21 protein-coding genes are annotated in these 18,557 nt (G+C 44.7%); 18 read left to right on the top strand and 3 right to left on the bottom strand.

Features of this window, described 5'->3' with window-relative positions; translation table 11 throughout:
• Positions 1–188 precede the first annotated feature (188 nt).
• The 3 genes from recF to dnaA form a co-directional block, all read right to left on the bottom strand.
• Complete coding sequence (gene recF / locus AC4MRV_RS19000; RefSeq protein WP_491188879.1) at positions 189–1,271, bottom strand: DNA replication/repair protein RecF; 1,083 nt, start codon at positions 1,269–1,271, stop codon at positions 189–191.
• Position 1,272: 1 nt separating this feature from the next.
• The gene (gene dnaN / locus AC4MRV_RS19005) at positions 1,273–2,373 is read right to left on the bottom strand and encodes a DNA polymerase III subunit beta (RefSeq protein ID WP_491188880.1); all 1,101 of its coding nucleotides are present in this window, start codon (positions 2,371–2,373) and stop codon (positions 1,273–1,275) included.
• Between the two features lie 71 nt (positions 2,374–2,444).
• Entirely contained in the window at positions 2,445–3,851 is a 1,407-nt protein-coding gene (gene dnaA / locus AC4MRV_RS19010) for a chromosomal replication initiator protein DnaA (RefSeq protein ID WP_491188881.1), read from the bottom strand.
• Between the two features lie 395 nt (positions 3,852–4,246).
• Here dnaA and AC4MRV_RS19015 point away from each other — a divergent pair, with 395 nt between their 5' ends.
• The 18 genes from AC4MRV_RS19015 (at position 4,247) to atpH (ending at position 18,544) form a co-directional block, all read left to right on the top strand.
• Positions 4,247–4,993, top strand: coding sequence for an amino acid ABC transporter substrate-binding protein (locus AC4MRV_RS19015; protein WP_491188882.1), 747 nt, complete (start codon positions 4,247–4,249; stop codon positions 4,991–4,993).
• 106 nt (positions 4,994–5,099) lie between these two features.
• The gene (locus AC4MRV_RS19020; RefSeq protein ID WP_491188883.1) at positions 5,100–5,771 is read left to right on the top strand and encodes an amino acid ABC transporter permease; all 672 of its coding nucleotides are present in this window, start codon (positions 5,100–5,102) and stop codon (positions 5,769–5,771) included.
• Positions 5,768–6,505: an amino acid ABC transporter ATP-binding protein gene (locus tag AC4MRV_RS19025; protein WP_491188884.1), complete on the top strand. Its 738-nt coding sequence runs from the start codon at positions 5,768–5,770 to the stop codon at positions 6,503–6,505. The genes AC4MRV_RS19020 and AC4MRV_RS19025 overlap by 4 nt, the downstream gene beginning before the upstream one ends.
• Before the next feature lie 230 nt (positions 6,506–6,735).
• On the top strand, positions 6,736–6,873 hold the full coding sequence (rpmH, locus tag AC4MRV_RS19030) for a 50S ribosomal protein L34 (protein WP_038141364.1): 138 nt from the start codon (positions 6,736–6,738) through the stop codon (positions 6,871–6,873).
• Positions 6,874–6,918: 45 nt separating this feature from the next.
• Positions 6,919–7,242, top strand: coding sequence for a ribonuclease P protein component (gene rnpA, locus AC4MRV_RS19035; protein WP_050796250.1), 324 nt, complete (start codon positions 6,919–6,921; stop codon positions 7,240–7,242).
• Entirely contained in the window at positions 7,209–7,472 is a 264-nt protein-coding gene (gene yidD, locus AC4MRV_RS19040; protein WP_491188885.1) for a membrane protein insertion efficiency factor YidD, read from the top strand. The genes rnpA and yidD overlap by 34 nt, the downstream gene beginning before the upstream one ends.
• 2 nt (positions 7,473–7,474) lie before the next feature.
• Entirely contained in the window at positions 7,475–9,094 is a 1,620-nt protein-coding gene (gene yidC, locus AC4MRV_RS19045) for a membrane protein insertase YidC (protein ID WP_491188886.1), read from the top strand.
• Between the two features lie 121 nt (positions 9,095–9,215).
• Positions 9,216–10,577, top strand: a complete 1,362-nt coding sequence (gene mnmE / locus AC4MRV_RS19050; protein WP_491188887.1) for a tRNA uridine-5-carboxymethylaminomethyl(34) synthesis GTPase MnmE — start codon at positions 9,216–9,218, stop codon at positions 10,575–10,577.
• A gap of 52 nt (positions 10,578–10,629) precedes the next feature.
• A complete protein-coding gene (gene mioC / locus AC4MRV_RS19055) occupies positions 10,630–11,064 on the top strand; it encodes an FMN-binding protein MioC (RefSeq protein WP_491188888.1) in 435 nt (144 codons plus the stop codon).
• A 466-nt stretch (positions 11,065–11,530) separates the two neighbouring features.
• Positions 11,531–13,426 (top strand): tRNA uridine-5-carboxymethylaminomethyl(34) synthesis enzyme MnmG, encoded by a 1,896-nt coding sequence (gene mnmG, locus AC4MRV_RS19060; protein ID WP_491188889.1) that lies wholly within the window; start codon positions 11,531–11,533, stop codon positions 13,424–13,426.
• Entirely contained in the window at positions 13,426–14,058 is a 633-nt protein-coding gene (gene rsmG, locus AC4MRV_RS19065) for a 16S rRNA (guanine(527)-N(7))-methyltransferase RsmG (RefSeq protein WP_491188890.1), read from the top strand. The genes mnmG and rsmG overlap by 1 nt, the downstream gene beginning before the upstream one ends.
• Positions 14,059–14,072: 14 nt before the next feature.
• Positions 14,073–14,846 carry a ParA family protein gene (locus AC4MRV_RS19070; RefSeq protein WP_491188891.1) on the top strand — a complete coding sequence of 258 codons (774 nt, stop codon included), beginning with the start codon at positions 14,073–14,075 and terminating at the stop codon, positions 14,844–14,846.
• Positions 14,847–14,869: 23 nt separating this feature from the next.
• Positions 14,870–15,751, top strand: a complete 882-nt coding sequence (locus AC4MRV_RS19075) for a ParB/RepB/Spo0J family partition protein (RefSeq protein WP_491188892.1) — start codon at positions 14,870–14,872, stop codon at positions 15,749–15,751.
• Between the two features lie 189 nt (positions 15,752–15,940).
• Complete coding sequence (locus AC4MRV_RS19080) at positions 15,941–16,330, top strand: F0F1 ATP synthase subunit I (protein ID WP_491188893.1); 390 nt, start codon at positions 15,941–15,943, stop codon at positions 16,328–16,330.
• A gap of 8 nt (positions 16,331–16,338) precedes the next feature.
• The gene (gene atpB / locus AC4MRV_RS19085; protein WP_491188894.1) at positions 16,339–17,151 is read left to right on the top strand and encodes a F0F1 ATP synthase subunit A; all 813 of its coding nucleotides are present in this window, start codon (positions 16,339–16,341) and stop codon (positions 17,149–17,151) included.
• A gap of 43 nt (positions 17,152–17,194) precedes the next feature.
• Positions 17,195–17,452, top strand: a complete 258-nt coding sequence (gene atpE / locus AC4MRV_RS19090) for a F0F1 ATP synthase subunit C (protein WP_000450922.1) — start codon at positions 17,195–17,197, stop codon at positions 17,450–17,452.
• A 73-nt stretch (positions 17,453–17,525) separates the two neighbouring features.
• The gene (gene atpF, locus AC4MRV_RS19095; RefSeq protein WP_038141383.1) at positions 17,526–17,996 is read left to right on the top strand and encodes a F0F1 ATP synthase subunit B; all 471 of its coding nucleotides are present in this window, start codon (positions 17,526–17,528) and stop codon (positions 17,994–17,996) included.
• 14 nt (positions 17,997–18,010) lie between these two features.
• On the top strand, positions 18,011–18,544 hold the full coding sequence (gene atpH / locus AC4MRV_RS19100; RefSeq protein WP_491188895.1) for a F0F1 ATP synthase subunit delta: 534 nt from the start codon (positions 18,011–18,013) through the stop codon (positions 18,542–18,544).
• Positions 18,545–18,557 lie beyond the last annotated feature (13 nt).

Genomic DNA, 18,557 nt, shown 5'->3' on the forward strand with positions numbered 1-18,557 from the left:
TGTCTTTACAGTGACCTGCCAACGCTTCATCAATTGAGTTATCCACCACCTCAAAAACCATGTGGTGCAGACCGGTACCATCATCCGTGTCGCCGATGTACATACCAGGACGCTTACGTACTGCGTCCAGACCTTTTAGTACTTTAATACTCGATGAATCGTAATTTTCAGACATGAGTTATCTTCCGCTATATATTTTGCTCTATTGTGCCATGTTCCACATGGAACATCCTGCCATTTTCATCCACCATGTCGGTGATTTGGCTTTCAGTAATAGAACTTACAAAAACTTGAGCCCCCGTCTCTTTTAAGCAATCTGCAAGACGCTTACGACGTTGGCTATCTAATTCCGATGCAAAGTCATCTATGAGGTAAACACACTGCTTACCTGTCATCTCAGTCAAATGCTGCCCTTGCGCGACACGCAAAGCACACACCATCAACTTCAGTTGACCTCGAGAAAGGACATCTTCAACCGGTGTGCCATTGACCTTAATTTTCAAGTCAGCTTTGTTTGGTCCACTAAAGGTGTAACCAAGCGCCTGATCCCGTTCGAAATTCTTCTCTAGAATTTCTTGATAAGGCGTATCTTTGTCCCAGCCTCGGTAATACTTCAACTGGATATCAAACTCAGGCAGAAAAGTCTGACAAATCTCTTCCGCCTTCGATTTCATTTGTTCGACATAAACTGAACGCCACTGACTGATGTTTTCAGCCAACCTCGCCATCTCTTGATCCCAATAACTGAGCTCGCGATAGCTGGTGGCGGTTTTCAGTAAAGCATTGCGTTGTTTGTTTAAGCGCTTAAAACGCCCCCATGCATCATAAAATGCCGACTCGGTATGAAATACACCCCAATCGATAAATGCACGGCGATGTTTAGGCCCATCAGTTAATAAATCAAACCCTTCTGGGTGAATTAACTGGAGAGGTAAAACCTGCGCAAGCTGAGCCAACTTTTGCCCAGATTGACCGCCTATTTTAACCTCTGTTGAGCCATCGCGCTGCTTATTAATGCCAATTGGTAGCTCAAATTGATCCGAGTTCAAAAAACGCCCATGAACAAACAACTCATCATGGTCATTTTGAATCACGCGCCCAGTTAATGAACTCTTAAATGAGCGACCATGGCCGAGCAAATAGATCGCCTCTAAGAGGCTAGTTTTACCACTGCCATTCGGCCCAATAAGAAAGTTAAAGCCTGCTGACAGGTTAATGTCACAGGCTTCAATGTTTCTAAACTGTTTTATAATAAGGCGAGTAAGCGGCATGCTAGAGTCGAATCGGCATCACCACGTACATGGCACTGTCATCTGCAGTATTTTCAATGAGCGCACTACCATTTGCATCAGACATCGAAACTCGTACTTTTTCACAACGTAATGTGTTTAGCACATCCAATACGTAGCTGACGTTGAAGCCAATTTCGATCGGGTCACCTTCAAAGGTGACATCCAGCATCTCTTCCGCTTCTTCCTGCTCTGGGTTATTGGCAGTAATACGCATCTCTGTATCCGCTAGGTTAACGCGAACACCACGGAACTTTTCGTTAGAAAGAATCGCAGCACGCGAAAACGCCGAGCGCAATTCATCACACCCAGCTTCAAGCGTCTTAGTCGTATTTTGCGGCATTACGCGACGATAATCTGGGAAACGACCATCAACAAGCTTTGAAGTGAATACAAAGTTATTCACTTCTGCACGCACATTGGAACTACCGATTTGCAATGTTACTGGTTGCTCCGGTGCATCCATCAACTTAACTAACTCGAGGACGCCTTTACGCGGTACGATAATCTGTTGTTGTGCAAAATCACCACCCAAAGCGGTTTGCGATATCGCCATACGGTGGCCATCAGTCGCGACACTGCGCAACGTGGATCCATCAATCTCAAACAACATACCATTGAGGTAATAACGCACATCTTGGTTAGCCATCGAGAATTGTGTTTTTTCAATCAGGCCACGCAACTCTGCTTGAGTTAAAGAGATTTCCACTTCACTCTGCCAGTCTTCAATGTTTGGAAAATCATTGGCAGGTAAAGTAGACAAAGAGAATCGGCTACGACCAGAACGAACTTGCACGCGATCACCTTCCAATACGAAAGTAATCACAGAATCGTCAGGTAAACCACGACAAATATCGAGGAACTTACGTGAAGGGACAGTAATGCTGCCAGCTTCAAATTCGCCTTCCAAAGTGACACGACTAATCAGCTCAACTTCTAAGTCTGTTGCCGTCATCGATAGCACGTTGTCTTCTACTTTTAGTAATAGGTTGCCTAGAATTGGCAAAGTAGGACGGCCACCTAGTGCACCTGACACTTGTTGAAGTGGTTTAAGCAGGTGGCTACGCTCAATGGAAAATTTCATAGGATGCTCTTATCCGAATTCGTTATTGTTGCTCGATGCTTAGAATACTGTGAATCAAGAAATAGTGCGAATTAAGAAGAAAGTGTACGAATCAGGTTCGAGTAATCTTCTTTAATATCGTGGCTCTCTTCACGCAGCTGTTCAATCTTACGGCAAGCATGCAGAACCGTCGTATGGTCACGGCCACCAAACGCATCGCCAATTTCTGGCAAGCTGTGGTTAGTCAGTTCTTTAGCTAGTGCCATCGCCAATTGACGAGGACGAGCAACAGATCGAGAACGACGCTTAGACAGCAGGTCAGCCACTTTAATCTTGTAGTATTCGGCAACCGTCTTTTGGATATTGTCGATGGTGACAAGCTTCTCTTGAAGAGCAAGTAGATCGCGCAGTGCTTCACGAACAAAATCAATCGTAATTGGACGACCGGTAAAGTTCGCATTGGCAATAACACGGTTCAACGCGCCTTCGAGTTCACGAACGTTTGAACGCAGACGTTTTGCAATAAAGAATGCCACTTCATCAGCCAGATGAATTTGGTGATCTTCGGCTTTTTTCATCAAGATCGCGACGCGCGTTTCAAGCTCAGGTGGCTCGATCGCAACGGTTAGACCCCAACCAAAACGAGATTTTAAACGATCTTCTACACCGCTGATCTCTTTTGGATAACGGTCAGAAGTGAGGATGATCTGTTGGTTGCCCTCAAGAAGTGCGTTAAACGTATGGAAGAACTCTTCCTGTGAACGCTCTTTGTTGGCGAAGAATTGAATATCATCGATAAGCAATGCATCAACACTACGGTAGTAACGCTTAAACTCTTCAATCGCATTATTTTGCAATGCTTTTACCATATCTTGCACAAAGCGCTCTGAGTGCATGTAAACCACTTTCGCGTTTGGCTTGTTATCCACAATGGCATTACCTACCGCATGTAACAAGTGCGTCTTACCAAGGCCTGTGCCACCGTATAGGAACAATGGGTTATATGCAGAACCAGGGTTATCAGAAACTTGACGTGCCGCCGCCAAACCTAATTGGTTTGACTTACCTTCAACGAAATTAGTGAATTTGTGTTTCGGGTTGACGTTCGAACGGTGATTGATGTCCGCAATCGCTTGTGCGTCATCATCCCAAGTTTTATGTACAGGTTTACGTGCTTGCAACTGTGCAGGAGCAGAAGACTCAGCCGCGACATCTGCTGGAGTACGCTTAGGCGCAGGCTTTGGCGCTGCAACAGGTCGACTGCCTACCTCAAAACGCAGGCTTGGTATGTCATTGCCACAGTATTCTTGCAATAGACGATTAATACTGTTGAGGTATTTATCACGAACCCAATCAAGCACGAAACGGTTTGGGGCAAACAAAGTGAGCGTATTGTCATTGAGCTCTGCTTGTAGCGGACGAACCCACATGCTGAATTCAGTTGCTGGTAGCTCTTCTTGAAGCTGTTGCAGACATTGCAACCAAAGCGAAGATGACACGGTGCCCCCACTCGAAGTAATTGATCGGAAAAGATTGGCAATTTTACCTGTTGATAACCAAGATCGCCAGCAATTGATCGATGATCCAGTGAATAAGATCTAAGTTATTCACAATATTTTCGACATTATTCGGCGGATCCCCACATACTGCCCCATTTTTACTCACACATTGATCCACATTAGGCCATTTGAGCACTGATCCATTATCTGGTGATAACTCTGTGCATGAAAGTTTTACCAGCGATCATTTCTCGTCCTTTTTGGGTATCCGAGTCTAATATTTGGAGCATTTTTTAAGCTTATTACTCTAGTATCTAGGTTATTGCACTTAGTTATTTATCTAATTAACTAAAGTGACAGTAATATTTCTCCCCATAATTATATGGAGTTGTACTATGAAAAACTGGATTAAAGCTGCAGTTGCAGCGATCGCTCTGTCTGCTGCGACTGTGCAGGCTGCTACGGAAGTGAAAGTAGGTATGTCTGGCCGCTACTTCCCATTTACTTTTGTTAAGCAAGATCAGCTACAAGGCTTCGAAGTCGACCTGTGGGATGAGATCGGTAAACGTAATGATTACAAAGTCGAGTACGTGACGGCAAACTTCTCTGGTTTGTTCGGTCTATTAGAAACAGGCCGTATCGATACAATTTCTAACCAAATTACAATGACGGATGCACGTAAGGCGAAATACCTATTTGCTGACCCATACGTAGTTGATGGTGCACAAATTACGGTTCGTAAAGGCAACGACGAGATCAAGGGTGTTCAAGATCTTTCAGGCAAGACGGTTGCAGTAAACCTAGGCTCAAACTTCGAGCAGCTACTGCGTGACTACGATAAAGATGGCAAGATCAATATCAAAACTTACGACACGGGTATTGAGCACGATGTTGCACTAGGTCGTGCAGATGCATTTGTAATGGATCGCCTGTCTGCTCTAGAGCTGATCAAAAAAACCGGTCTGCCACTGCAACTTGCTGGTGAACCGTTTGAAACCATTCAAAATGCGTGGCCATTCGTAAACAATGAAAATGGTAAGAAACTGCAAGCAGAAGTTAACCAAGCTCTTGCAGCAATGCGTGCAGACGGTACTCTAGCGCAAATTTCTGAAAAATGGTTTGGTGCTGACATTACGAAATAATGTCACCAGCCCACTACCTTTAATAAGGTAGACTCTTTTAACCCACTGCTTTCCTTCCTTTGCAGTGGGTTTTGCTTTTCTATGTCGTTATAAACTGGGACACGTTATGGGATTCGATTTTAACTACATGCTGGAGTTGATGCCGATACTACTTAAGTATCTGGGAACAACTATGGAGATGGCCGTTTGGGGCCTAATCTTCGCTTTGATATTGTCAGTCATTCTCGCCAATATTCGCGTTTTCAAAGTTCCAGTTCTTGATCAACTGAGCCAGCTTTATATTAGCTTCTTCCGTGGCACCCCTCTATTGGTACAGTTATTCTTGCTTTATTATGGCCTGCCGCAAATCTTTCCCTGGATGGTCGGCCTAGATGCCTTTAGTGCCGCTGTCATCGGTCTGACCTTACACTTTGCCGCGTACATGGCAGAAAGTATTCGCGCAGCCATCATAGGTATTGATCGTAGCCAGATGGAAGCGAGTCTCTCGGTTGGCATGACTACACCACAAGCGATGCGTCGCGTGATTTTACCTCAAGCAACTCGCGTGGCCTTGCCATCACTGATGAACTACTTCATCGATATGATCAAGTCCACCTCACTTGCCTTTACTTTAGGGGTTGCAGAGATCATGGCCAAAGCGCAAATGGAGGCATCATCAACCTTCCGCTTCTTTGAAGCATTCCTGGCCGTAGCTCTCATTTACTGGGGCGTAGTCGTTATCCTTACTCGTGTTCAAATTTGGGCTGAAGCAAAACTCAATAAGGCGTACGTACGATGATCAAACTGAACAATATTCAAAAACGCTTCGGTGATACCGAGGTACTAAAAGGCATTGATCTCGAAATAAAACAAGGCGAGATCATCGTTATCATCGGTTCAAGCGGTACCGGTAAATCAACTCTACTGCGCACAGTCAACTTTCTTGAAAATGCCGACAAAGGTGTGATTACCATAGATGATGTCAGCGTAGACAGTGAAAATCACACAAAATCTGAAGTACTAGCTTTACGCCGAAAGACAGGCTTCGTTTTCCAAAACTATGCACTTTTTGCCCATATGACCGCGAGACAAAACATCGCTGAAGGGCTGATTACGGTTCGTGGATGGAAAAAAGCGGACGCACTTCAACGCGCGCAAGAAATTCTTGATGATATTGGCTTAGGCGATAAAGGTGAAAGTTATCCAGCGGCACTGTCTGGTGGCCAACAGCAACGTGTGGGTATCGGACGTGCAATGGCACTGCAACCTGAGTTGCTGCTTTTTGATGAGCCTACATCAGCACTCGACCCTGAGTGGGTTGGAGAAGTTCTTAATTTAATGAAGGACTTAGCTACAAAACATCAGACCATGCTGGTGGTCACCCATGAAATGCAATTTGCTAGAGAGGTCGCTGATCGGGTGATCTTTATGGCTGAAGGTAATATTGTTGAGCAAGGTTCTCCACAGGATATTTTTGGTAATCCACAAGATCCTCGCTTGCAAAAATTCCTTCGACAAGTTGGTGCAGAGTAAAGATCACAAAAGAGGATCGTTTGATCCTTGAGATTTTGCTCACACTACGTATAATCGCTCGGCCGGAATTTAGCTCTTGCACAAAGATTGACACTTTGTGTGACTGTGATTACAATTCCGCCTCTTTGTTGAGAGGCGTCGGTTTGTCCTCTTTATATATAGAGAAGACCTCGTATACCCACGCCGGGTTAACATTGACCTAAAACTACTGATCAGTAAAGGTAATAACCATGTCTAAACGCACTTTTCAACCTTCAGTTCTAAAGCGCAAGCGTACTCACGGTTTCCGTGCACGTATGGCTACTAAGAACGGTCGTGCAACAATCAACGCACGTCGTGCTAAAGGCCGTAAGCGTCTTTCTAAGTAATCTTCGATTATTTTGAATACGTACGCGTTCAATCGGGAGTTACGCTTGTTAACTCCCGAGCATTATCAAAATGTCTTTCAGCAAGCTCATCGAGCTGGCTCACCTCATTTCACTATCATTGCTCGCAAAAATTCCTTATCTCACCCAAGACTAGGTTTAGCCGTTCCGAAAAAACAGATTAAAACTGCTGTTGGTCGTAATCGCTTCAAGCGTCTTGCTCGCGAAAGCTTTCGTAACAAACAACATCAGCTTCCTAACAAAGATTTTGTTGTTATTGCCAAGAAAAGCGCGCAAGATTTAAGCAACGATGAAATGTTTAAACTGTTTGATAAATTATGGCAGCGTCTGTCTCGCCCCTCTCGCGGTTAGCGATCGGCTTCGTCCGACTCTATCAAGGCTTTATTAGTCCACTTCTTGGACCGCGTTGTCGTTTTACTCCAACCTGCTCTACTTATGCCATTGAAGCGTTGAAAGCTCACGGTTTTGTAAAAGGGTGTTGGTTATCAAGCAAACGTCTATTAAAATGCAACCCTTTAAATAAAAAGGGTTGGACATACGACCCCGTTCCACCAGTCCAAAAACAAGACAGAGACAATTAACGATGGATTCTCAACGTAATATCCTGTTAATCGCGCTAGCACTGGTTTCTTTCCTATTGTTCCAACAATGGCAAGTTGCAAAGAACCCAACGCCTCAGCCGGTTGAGCAGGCTCAATCAAGCAGTACTCTACCTGCACCATCTTTTGCTGATGAGCTCGATCCAGCTCCAGCACAGCAAGCTTCTGCTAAAACGATTACCGTGACCACTGATGCATTGACTCTGTCGATTGATACGGTTGGTGGTGATGTGATTCACGCAGATCTAAACCAATACTCAGCTGAGATGGATTCTGCTGACGCATTCGTTTTACTTAAAAACGAGCCTGGTCACCAGTTCATCGCTCAAAGTGGTCTTGTTGGCCCTCAAGGTATCGACCTAAGCAGCACCAACCGTCCTGCATATGCAGTAAGCGCTGACAGCTATACTCTTGCAGACGGTCAAGATGAACTTCGTGTTCCAATGACGTTCTCAGCGAACGGTCTAGAATACACAAAGACATTCATTCTTAAGCGTGGTAGCTACGCTATTGACGTTGAATATAACGTTGTGAACAACTCTGGCAACAACGCGACATTCGGTATGTACGCTCACCTACGTCAAAACCTATTAGACGCTGGTGGCAGCATCACAATGCCAACTTACCGTGGTGGTGCATACTCAACTGAAGATACGCGTTACAAGAAATACAGCTTCGAAGATATGCAAGATCGTAACTTGTCTCTAAACCTACCAGATGGTCAAGGTTGGGCAGCGATGATCCAGCACTACTTCGCATCAGCATGGATTCCGCGCAACGAACCAGGCACCAACCTATACACTCGTGTGATTGGTAATCTTGGTGACATCGGTGTACGTATGCCGAACAAAACCATCGCAACAGGTGACAGCGCTCAAATGACAGCAACGCTTTGGGTAGGTCCAAAACTTCAAGACCAAATGGCTGAAGTTGCGCCTAACCTAGACCTTGTTGTGGATTACGGCTGGCTATGGTTCATTGCGAAACCTCTGCACTCACTGCTTTCATTCATTCAAAGCTTTGTAGGTAACTGGGGTGTGGCAATTATCTGTTTGACTTTCATCGTTCGTGGCGCAATGTACCCGCTAACGAAAGCGCAATACACATCTATGGCAAAAATGCGTATGCTACAGCCTAAGCTGCAAGCAATGCGTGAGCGTATCGGCGATGACCGTCAGCGCATGAGCCAAGAAATGATGGAACTGTACAAGAAAGAGAAAGTGAACCCACTGGGTGGCTGTCTACCTCTTATCCTACAGATGCCTATCTTCATCGCGCTTTACTGGGCACTAATGGAATCGGTTGAACTACGTCACTCTCCATTCTTCGGTTGGATCACTGACCTTTCAGCGCAAGATCCTTACTACATCTTGCCGCTACTGATGGGTGCTTCAATGTTCATGATTCAGAAGATGAGCCCAACAACGGTAACGGATCCTATGCAGCAGAAGATCATGACCTTTATGCCGGTTATGTTTACTTTCTTCTTCCTGTTCTTCCCGTCAGGTCTAGTTCTATACTGGTTGGTATCGAACATCGTAACGCTTATCCAACAAACGCTTATTTACAAAGCGTTGGAGAAAAAAGGCTTACACTCTAAGTAACCTTTAAAGCGAATTTATTATGAAAGGCGGCCAAAAGGTCGCCTTTTTTATTTGAGCTGATTACAATTCATCACATTACTTATTTGCCATTCAATGGCACCGAGAATAGACAGGCACAACTATGACAACTGATACCATTGTCGCTCAAGCAACCGCCCCAGGTCGTGGTGGCGTCGGCATTATTCGCGTATCCGGACCGCTGGCAGAGAAAGTCGCTCAAGAAGTAACAGGAAAAACACTTCGTCCACGTTATGCAGAGTACTTACCCTTTACCTCCCAAGATGGCTCCCAGATTGACCAAGGTATCGCATTGTATTTCCCGAATCCGCATTCATTCACCGGTGAAGATGTCCTTGAGCTACAAGGTCATGGCGGCCCTGTTGTGATGGATATGCTAATTAAACGCATCCTACAAATTCCGGGGATTCGAACTGCAAGACCGGGAGAGTTTTCAGAGCGCGCATTTCTAAACGACAAACTCGATCTCGCTCAAGCAGAAGCCATTGCTGACTTAATCGATGCGAGTTCGGAAGAAGCCGCTAAATCTGCCCTACAATCACTCCAGGGGGCATTCTCACAACGTATTCACACTCTAGTAGAGTCCCTGATCCACCTTCGCATCTATGTTGAAGCGGCAATCGATTTCCCTGAAGAAGAGATCGATTTTCTTGCCGATGGAAAAGTTGCAGGCGATCTGCAAGCCATCATTGATAACCTGAGTGCTGTACGCCAAGAGGCGAACCAAGGCGCTATCATGCGTGAAGGCATGAAGGTCGTTATCGCTGGTCGTCCGAATGCGGGTAAATCAAGCCTACTCAATGCGTTATCAGGCAAAGAGTCCGCCATCGTGACTGACATAGCAGGTACAACACGTGACGTGCTGCGTGAACATATCCATATTGACGGTATGCCACTACACATCATTGATACCGCAGGTCTGCGTGACGCCTCTGATGAAGTAGAGAAAATCGGTATTGAACGCGCCTGGGACGAAATAGCTCAAGCGGATCGAGTACTCTTTATGGTTGATGGCACAACAACAGAAGCAACGGATCCAAAAGAAATTTGGCCAGACTTCGTTGATCGCCTGCCAGATAACATTGGTATGACAGTGATCCGCAATAAAGCCGATCAAACCGGTGAAGATCTTGGCATTTGTCATGTCAACGATCCAACCCTTATCCGCCTGTCAGCGAAAACAGGTCAAGGCGTTGAGTCACTCCGAACTCATCTAAAAGAGTGTATGGGGTTCGCAGGAGGCAATGAAGGCGGCTTTATGGCTCGCCGTAGACACCTTGAAGCGTTAGAGCGTGCAGCAGAGCATCTAGATATTGGTCAGCAACAGCTTGAAGGTTACATGGCAGGAGAAATTTTGGCAGAGGAGCTGCGCATTGCTCAGCAGCATTTGAGCGAAATCACTGGGGAATTCAGCTCAGATGACCTCTTAGGGCGTATCTTCTCTTCTTTCTGTATTGGTAAATAATCATCGACAGTGCGGCCTTTAGGTCGCACTTCTTTTAGGTAAAGGAAACATAATGATTCATATTATTACAGGCAGTACCCTTGGAGGTGCTGAATATGTGGGTGACCATCTTAGCGACCTTCTGATTGAGAAAGGATTTGAAACCACAATCCATAACCAGCCAGAGATCAACGACATTGAAAACAACGGTACGTGGCTTGTCATCACTTCAACTCATGGTGCAGGCGAATATCCAGATAACATCCAGCCTTTTATTGCAGCATTACAAAATACACCACCTAAAATGAGTGAAGTAAAATTTGCTGTTATTGCCATTGGCGACTCTAGTTACGATACCTTTTGTGCAGCAGGTAAACATGCTCATAACTTACTGGAAGATATCGGTGCAACAGCACTTACAGACTGTCTAACCATCGATGTACTCAGCCATTCCGTTCCAGAAGATGCAGCCGAAAGCTGGTTAGAAGAGCATATTGACCGCTTCTAACTCTCTCTTCAGAGCCGGCTCTCGGCTCTTTTTCTCCATTGTGAATAACTTTCTCTTCTATCTCACCTTCTATTCGCTCAAAAAACAACCGTTCAGTCTGTGGATAAAACAGATAAGATCCAGTGATTTTCCTATAGTTATCCCAATAACAACTTAGATCCTTTTTTACCCCTGTGCATAAGTGCCAATTTTGATCTCAGGTAATCCTCGATCTGATCAAAGCCTGATCACAGATTATGATCCGCACAAGATCCATGATCTTGTTGATCATTTTTAAGTTATCCACAGAGATCGTCGATCCTAATAATAGATCTAATAAAAGATCATATATATAGATCTTATATATATATAAGTCTTTCAGTCCTTTAAATGAAAAGTCTCAAAAGCGTTTTCACTCACTATGAAAGAAGGTAGAATAACGCTCTTTTATCTTTCTATAGCTTGATTGAATACCTGAGGTCAGTTCATGCTCTATCACGAAAACTTTGACGTCATCGTTGTTGGTGGCGGTCACGCAGGAACGGAAGCCGCATTAGCATCTGCTCGCACAGGTCAAAAGACCCTGTTGCTGACACACAACATCGATACATTAGGTCAGATGTCTTGTAACCCTGCGATTGGTGGTATTGGTAAAGGCCACTTAGTGAAAGAAGTGGATGCGATGGGTGGTCTCATGGCACAAGCTATCGATCATGCAGGTATTCAATTTCGCACGCTTAATGCATCGAAAGGTCCGGCAGTTCGTGCCACTCGAGCTCAAGCAGATCGCGCCCTATACAAAGCATATGTTCGTGATGCTTTAGAAAATGCGCCTAACCTAACATTGTTCCAGCAATCAGTGGATGACTTGATTGTCGAAAATGATACGGCTGTTGGCGTTATTACCCAAATGGGTCTGAAGTTTCGTGCCAAAGCGGTAGTCTTGACGGTGGGAACTTTCCTTGGAGGTAAGATCCATATTGGTATGGAGAGTTCTTCCGGTGGTCGTGCTGGTGATCCTCCTTCGATCGCGTTAGCCGATCGTCTACGTGAATTACCTTTCCGCGTGGATCGTTTAAAAACGGGTACGCCACCACGTATTGATGCGCGTAGTGTCGATTTCTCTGAACTTGAAGTTCAGCACGGTGATAACCCAACTCCTGTGTTTTCGTTTATGGGTAAACGTACACAACATCCAAGACAGATTCCGTGTTTTATTACTCATACCAACGAAAACACTCATGAAGTGATTCGTAATAACCTTGATCGTAGTCCTATGTACGCTGGTGTGATTGAAGGTATTGGGCCTCGCTATTGTCCGTCTATCGAAGACAAAGTAATGCGTTTTGCTGACAAAAATAGCCACCAAATCTTTATTGAGCCTGAAGGCCTTACGACACACGAGCTATACCCGAATGGTATATCCACCAGCTTGCCGTTTGATGTTCAAGTGCAAATCGTTCGTTCGATGAAAGGTTTTGAGAACGCGCACATCGTTCGTCCTGGTTATGCGATTGAGTACGATTTCTTTGACCCACGAGATTTAAAGCAAACTTACGAGACTAAATTCATCAATGGTCTGTTCTTTGCAGGTCAAATTAACGGTACTACAGGCTACGAAGAAGCTGCTGCACAAGGTTTGATGGCTGGCCTAAATGCTAGTCTGCATAGTCAAGGCAAAGAAGGCTGGAGCCCACGTCGTGATCAAGCGTATATGGGTGTATTGATTGATGATTTGTCTACCATGGGTACCAAAGAACCGTACCGCATGTTTACGTCTCGTGCTGAATACCGCTTGTTGCTACGTGAAGACAATGCAGATTTACGTTTGACTGAAAAAGCACGTGAACTTGGTCTGATTGATGATACTCGTTGGAGTCGTTTCAATGAGAAGATCGACAATATGGAAAAAGAGCGTCAACGTCTGAAAGAGACGTGGATGAATCCAAAGTCGGAAGGTATTGATGAACTAAACGCGATACTTAAAGCTCCGATGGCTCGTGAGGCGAGCGGTGAAGATCTTCTGCGTCGCCCTGAAGTTTCGTACGATCAATTGACCACCTTGGATGTGTTTGCTCCGGCTTTAGAAGATCAACAAGCTGCAGAGCAAGTTGAAATTCAGGTTAAGTACGAAGGTTACATCAAGCGTCAACAAGACGAGATTGAAAAGTCATTACGTCACGAGAACACTAAGCTACCCGTTGATTTAGATTACTCCAAAGTTAGCGGGCTATCGAACGAAGTGGTGGCAAAACTTAGTGAAGCTAAGCCGGAAAGTATTGGTATAGCCTCACGTATTTCAGGTATCACACCAGCTGCGATTTCGATTTTACTCGTGCATTTGAAAAAGCACGGGATTTTGAAAAAAGGTGAGGAAGCGTAATGACTCAACTTCGCTCTAAGCTAGACGCGTTAATTGCCCAGACCGATCTGCAAGTATCAGATCTGCAACGTAATCAGTTAGTTGGATACGTTGAAATGCTCAATAAATGGAACAAAGCCTACAACCTCACATCGGTCCGCGATCCTGAAGAAATGCTAGTGAAACACATACTAGATAGTATTATCGTCAGTGTTCATTTAGAGGGTGAACGTTTTATTGATGTGGGAACTGGCCCGGGGTTACCAGGGATTCCTCTCGCAATCATGTGTCCTGAAAAGAGCTTTCATCTGTTAGATAGCCTAGGTAAACGTATTCGTTTTATTAAACAGGCGCTGCATGAACTGAAGATCGAAAATGTGACACCGATTCAAAGTCGAGTCGAAGAGTTCCAACCAGAAGAAAAGTTTGATGCTGTTCTGAGCCGAGCATTTGCATCTATGATAGATATGGTCAGTTGGTGTCACCACCTTCCTAAAGAGCAAAGCGGTTTGTTCCTAGCCTTAAAGGGACAATTACCACAGAGTGAGATTGAAGAATTACCTGAGTGGTGTTCTGTGACCGACATCAAAGCTTTGAATGTTCCTGAATTGGAAGGTGAGCGTCATCTAGTAATCTTATCGCGCAAGGAATAATAGCGAGGTCCATTGTGGGAAAAATCGTAGCGATCGCCAACCAGAAAGGTGGAGTTGGTAAAACAACAACATGCATCAACTTAGCCGCCTCTATGGCTGCGACTAAGCGTAAAGTCTTGGTGATTGATCTCGACCCGCAAGGGAATGCGACTATGGCCAGTGGCGTTGATAAGTATCAAGTTGACGCTACTGCCTATGAGCTTCTGGTAGAAGATGTGCCTTTTGAGGAAGTGGTATGTACAAGCACTTCTGGCAATTATGATTTGATTGCCGCGAATGGAGATGTCACGGCCGCTGAAATTAAACTCATGGAAGTATTCGCCCGTGAAGTTCGCCTGAAACATGCGCTTGCGTCAGTTCGCGATAACTATGATTTCATCTTTATCGATTGTCCTCCCTCTCTAAACCTTCTTACAATCAACGCTATGGCCGCTGCTGATTCGGTCTTGGTTCCAATGCAGTGTGAATATTTTGCATTAGAAGGTTTAACAGCGTTGATGGATACGATCAGTAAACTCGCGGCTGTAGTGAATGAAAACCTGAAGATTGAAGGTTTGCTGCGCACTATGTATGACCCGCGTAATCGACTTTCCAACGAAGTGTCCGATCAGTTGAAAAAGCACTTTGGTAATAAAGTGTACCGCACTGTTATTCCTCGTAACGTACGTTTGGCTGAAGCGCCAAGCCATGGCAAACCAGCCATGTACTACGACAAATATTCCGCAGGCGCAAAAGCCTATCTCGCGCTTGCTGGCGAAATGCTTCGCCGTGAAGAAATACCTGCATAAACCAAACAAAGGAATTCCGTCTCATGTCTAAACGTGGTTTGGGTAAAGGGCTTGATGCTCTGCTTTCGACTAGTTCACTGGCGCGCGAAAAACAGCAGAGTGCGTTACATAGTCAACAGCTATCGTCTGAAGGTGAGTTAACCGACTTAAGTATCAACAGCCTTAAGCCTGGAGTCTATCAACCACGTAAAGATATGGCTCCTGAAGCTTTAGAAGAGCTAGCGGCATCGATTGAATCGCAAGGTATTATCCAGCCAATTGTCGTTCGTCAGGTTGAACATGACAAATTTGAAATTATCGCAGGTGAGCGACGCTGGCGTGCAGCTCGTAAAGCGGGCCTGAAGCAAGTGCCTTGTGTGATCAAAAATGTTGAAGATCGCGCTGCGATCGCGATGGCATTGATCGAAAATATTCAGCGCGAAGATCTTAATGTGATTGAAGAGGCGGTCGCGCTTGATCGTTTGCAAAATGAATTTTCACTGACTCATCAACAAGTGGCAGACGTAATCGGTAAGTCACGAGCTGCGGTAAGTAACATATTACGTCTAAATCAGCTTGAGAATGATGTAAAGGGTTTGGTTTCCGACAATTTGCTCGATATGGGGCATGCTCGTGCTTTGTTAGCACTCCAAGGAGAGCAGCAAGTAGAGATCGCCCAGCAAGTGGCAAAGAAGCAAATGACGGTTCGTCAGACAGAACAATTAGTGAAAAAGTGCTTACAGCCAGTAGTTGAAGAGAAAAATGAGTCTCAGGATGCTGAGATACAAGAATTGTCACAAAAATTAAGTGTAATGCTTGGGGGTAAAGTTGCTATCGTGCGAAACCCAAGTGGGAAGTCGAAAGTGACAATTAGTCTTGATGAGCCTCACAAATTAGAGCAACTGATTGCCAAGCTAGAGAGCTAAATGAGATAATTGATCTCAATCAATTATGTAAAAAACTATTTTTTGTGTGAAAGTTGTCGGTTTGTAAACAAAAATGTAACTTTTTGCAGGCTTTTAATTGCAATAAGGTGCACTGACCGTATAATTTTTGCCAATTTCCCAGCACAGAGTGAAGTCGTGCACAGTGGATATTATTAGAGGTACGAATACATGGTGGCTGCGTTAGCTAGACCAGGACGAGAGCTTGCTAAGCGATTGTTGTTGATCGAAATGGGCGCGGTTACGTTAGTGGCAGCAGGAATGTCGATTGCTGTAAATACTGAATGGGGAGTTTCAGCGCTAATTGGTGGTAGCATCTTTGTTATTGCGAATGCTGTATTTGCCTTGTGTGCCTTTCTTTTTGTAGGAGCTCGTGCTGCCAAAATGGTTGCTGCGTCTTTCTACACAGGGGAAGCACTAAAGATTCTCATCACAGTGGCACTCTTTTCCGTTGCTTACATGTATATGCAGGTGGAACTCGTTCCCCTGAAACTAACCTATTTGCTGGTATTAGGGATTAACATCTTTGCGCCAGCGCTATTCATTAACAACAAAAAATAGGATGAGTTATGGCTGCGCCAGGTGAAGCGCTAACAGCTTCCGGTTACATCACTCACCACCTTACTCACCTTTCAACTTACAAGTTGGGGTTAGTGGCGGAAGAGACGAGTTTCTGGAACATACACATCGATAGCCTGTTGTTTTCTTGGATCACTGGTTTAATGTTCTTAGGAGTGTTTTACAAAGTAGCTAAGAAGTCGACAGTAGGTGTGCCGGGTAAGCTTCAATGTTTTGTTGAAATGATCGTAGAATTTGTCGCGGAAAACGTCAAAGATACGTTCCATGGACGCAACCCATTGATAGCCCCTCTCGCACTGACTATCTTTTGTTGGGTATTTTTAATGAACTTGATGGACTTGGTTCCAATCGATTTCTTACCATATCCAGCAGAGCATTGGCTAGGTATTCCTTATCTTAAGATAGTACCGTCTGCTGATGCGAACATCACCATGGGGATGGCTATAGGCGTATTCGCTCTGATGATTTACTACAGCATCAAAGTGAAAGGTCTAGGTGGTTTCGCTAAAGAACTTGCTTTACATCCATTTAATCACTGGACCATGATTCCATTTAACCTACTGATTGAAGTGGTATCGCTACTAGCGAAGCCTCTATCACTTGGTATGCGTCTATTTGGTAACATGTTCGCGGGTGAGGTTGTATTCATTCTTTGTGCAGCAATGCTACCGTGGTTCCTTCAATGGATGGGTTCACTTCCGTGGGCAATTTTCCACATTCTGGTAATTACGATTCAGGCCTTCGTGTTTATGATGCTAACGATTGTTTATATGTCAATGGCACACGAAGACAGCGATCACTAATTTTTTAAACTCTTATTAGTCAAAAGTATATTTGGAGATAGTAATGGAAACTGTATTGAGCTTTTCAGCAATCGCAGTAGCAATCATCGTTGGTCTATGTGCAGTAGGTACTGCAATCGGCTTCGCAGTACTAGGTGGTAAATTCCTAGAAGGTGCTGCTCGTCAACCAGAAATGGCGCCTATGCTACAAGTTAAGATGTTCATCATCGCTGGTCTACTGGATGCGGTTCCAATGATCGGTATCGTAATCGCTCTACTATTTACATTCGCAAACCCATTCGTTGGTCAACTAGCTGGTTAATCATTGCTTTTCAAAGGCAAGCATCGGTTTGTCATTGATTAACACTAAGTCCAATTAAAGAGGGGTAGCTGTTGTGAATATGAACGCAACTCTGCTAGGTCAAGCAATCTCGTTCGCAATGTTTGTCTGGTTCTGCATGAAATATGTATGGCCACCAATCATGAACGCTATCGAAGAACGTCAGAAGAAAATTGCTGACGGTCTTCAAGCGGCAGAACGTGCTGAGAAAGACTTGAATCTAGCTCAAGCTAATGCTTCTTCTCAATTGAAAGAAGCAAAGCGCACAGCAACTGAGGTCATTGAGCAAGCGAACAAGCGTAAGACTCAAATTCTAGACGAAGCTCGTGAGGAAGCTCAGGCAGAACGCCAGAAAATCCTTGCGCAAGCAGAAGCTGAACTTGAAGCAGAACGCAACCGTGCGCGCGATGAACTGCGCAAACAAGTTGCAACTCTGGCTTTAGCTGGTGCTGAGAAAATCCTTGAGCGCTCTATCGATAAAGATGCGCACAAAGATCTTCTCGACAACATTACTGCAAAACTTTAAGTCTGGGGGCGCACATGGCTGATATGACTACTATCGCACGCCCCTATGCTAAAGCAGCATTCGACTTTGCTGTTGAAAAAGGCCAACTAGACCAATGGAGTCAAATGTTGTCTTTTACAGCGGAAGTTGCCAATAACGAACAAATTCATGAGCTTTTAACAAGTTCAATGTCTGCAGACAAACTTGCAGAAGTATTTGTTGCGGTATGTGGCGAACAAGTTGATGAGTTTGGTCAAAACCTGATTAAGGTGATGGCTGAGAATGGCCGACTACAGGCCCTTCCTGATGTATGTGCTGAGTTCCTGCTTCTTAAGCAAGAGCATGAGAAAGAAATCACTGTTGAAGTAACTTCAGCAACAGAGCTTTCTGACCAGCAAAAAGCAGACATCAGCAGCAAACTTGAAACGCGTCTTGAACGCAAAGTCCAGCTGAATTGCAGCGTAGATGAGGCCCTACTTGGTGGGGTTATTATTAGAGCCGGAGACTTAGTCATCGATAACTCAGCACGTGGTCGTTTGAACCGCCTGAGCGATGCATTGCAGTCTTAATGGGGATTGGAGC

Source organism: Vibrio sp., assembly GCF_984391705.1.

Excerpts from the sequence above, each read along its gene's own strand:
- AC4MRV_RS19080 (WP_491188893.1), top strand. The coding sequence starts at position 15,941 with ATGGTGGCTGCGTTAGCTAGACCAGGACGAGAGCTTGCTAAGCGATTG.
- yidD (WP_491188885.1), top strand. The coding sequence starts at position 7,209 with ATGGCAGCGTCTGTCTCGCCCCTCTCGCGGTTAGCGATCGGCTTCGTC.
- mioC (WP_491188888.1), top strand. The coding sequence starts at position 10,630 with ATGATTCATATTATTACAGGCAGTACCCTTGGAGGTGCTGAATATGTG.
- mnmG (WP_491188889.1), top strand. The coding sequence starts at position 11,531 with ATGCTCTATCACGAAAACTTTGACGTCATCGTTGTTGGTGGCGGTCAC.
- recF (WP_491188879.1), bottom strand. The coding sequence starts at position 1,271 with ATGCCGCTTACTCGCCTTATTATAAAACAGTTTAGAAACATTGAAGCC.
- atpE (WP_000450922.1), top strand. The coding sequence starts at position 17,195 with ATGGAAACTGTATTGAGCTTTTCAGCAATCGCAGTAGCAATCATCGTT.
- AC4MRV_RS19020 (WP_491188883.1), top strand. The coding sequence starts at position 5,100 with ATGGGATTCGATTTTAACTACATGCTGGAGTTGATGCCGATACTACTT.
- rpmH (WP_038141364.1), top strand. The coding sequence starts at position 6,736 with ATGTCTAAACGCACTTTTCAACCTTCAGTTCTAAAGCGCAAGCGTACT.
- atpH (WP_491188895.1), top strand. The coding sequence starts at position 18,011 with ATGGCTGATATGACTACTATCGCACGCCCCTATGCTAAAGCAGCATTC.
- rsmG (WP_491188890.1), top strand. The coding sequence starts at position 13,426 with ATGACTCAACTTCGCTCTAAGCTAGACGCGTTAATTGCCCAGACCGAT.
- yidC (WP_491188886.1), top strand. The coding sequence starts at position 7,475 with ATGGATTCTCAACGTAATATCCTGTTAATCGCGCTAGCACTGGTTTCT.
- dnaN (WP_491188880.1), bottom strand. The coding sequence starts at position 2,373 with ATGAAATTTTCCATTGAGCGTAGCCACCTGCTTAAACCACTTCAACAA.
- mnmE (WP_491188887.1), top strand. The coding sequence starts at position 9,216 with ATGACAACTGATACCATTGTCGCTCAAGCAACCGCCCCAGGTCGTGGT.
- atpB (WP_491188894.1), top strand. The coding sequence starts at position 16,339 with ATGGCTGCGCCAGGTGAAGCGCTAACAGCTTCCGGTTACATCACTCAC.
- AC4MRV_RS19025 (WP_491188884.1), top strand. The coding sequence starts at position 5,768 with ATGATCAAACTGAACAATATTCAAAAACGCTTCGGTGATACCGAGGTA.
- AC4MRV_RS19015 (WP_491188882.1), top strand. The coding sequence starts at position 4,247 with ATGAAAAACTGGATTAAAGCTGCAGTTGCAGCGATCGCTCTGTCTGCT.
- AC4MRV_RS19075 (WP_491188892.1), top strand. The coding sequence starts at position 14,870 with ATGTCTAAACGTGGTTTGGGTAAAGGGCTTGATGCTCTGCTTTCGACT.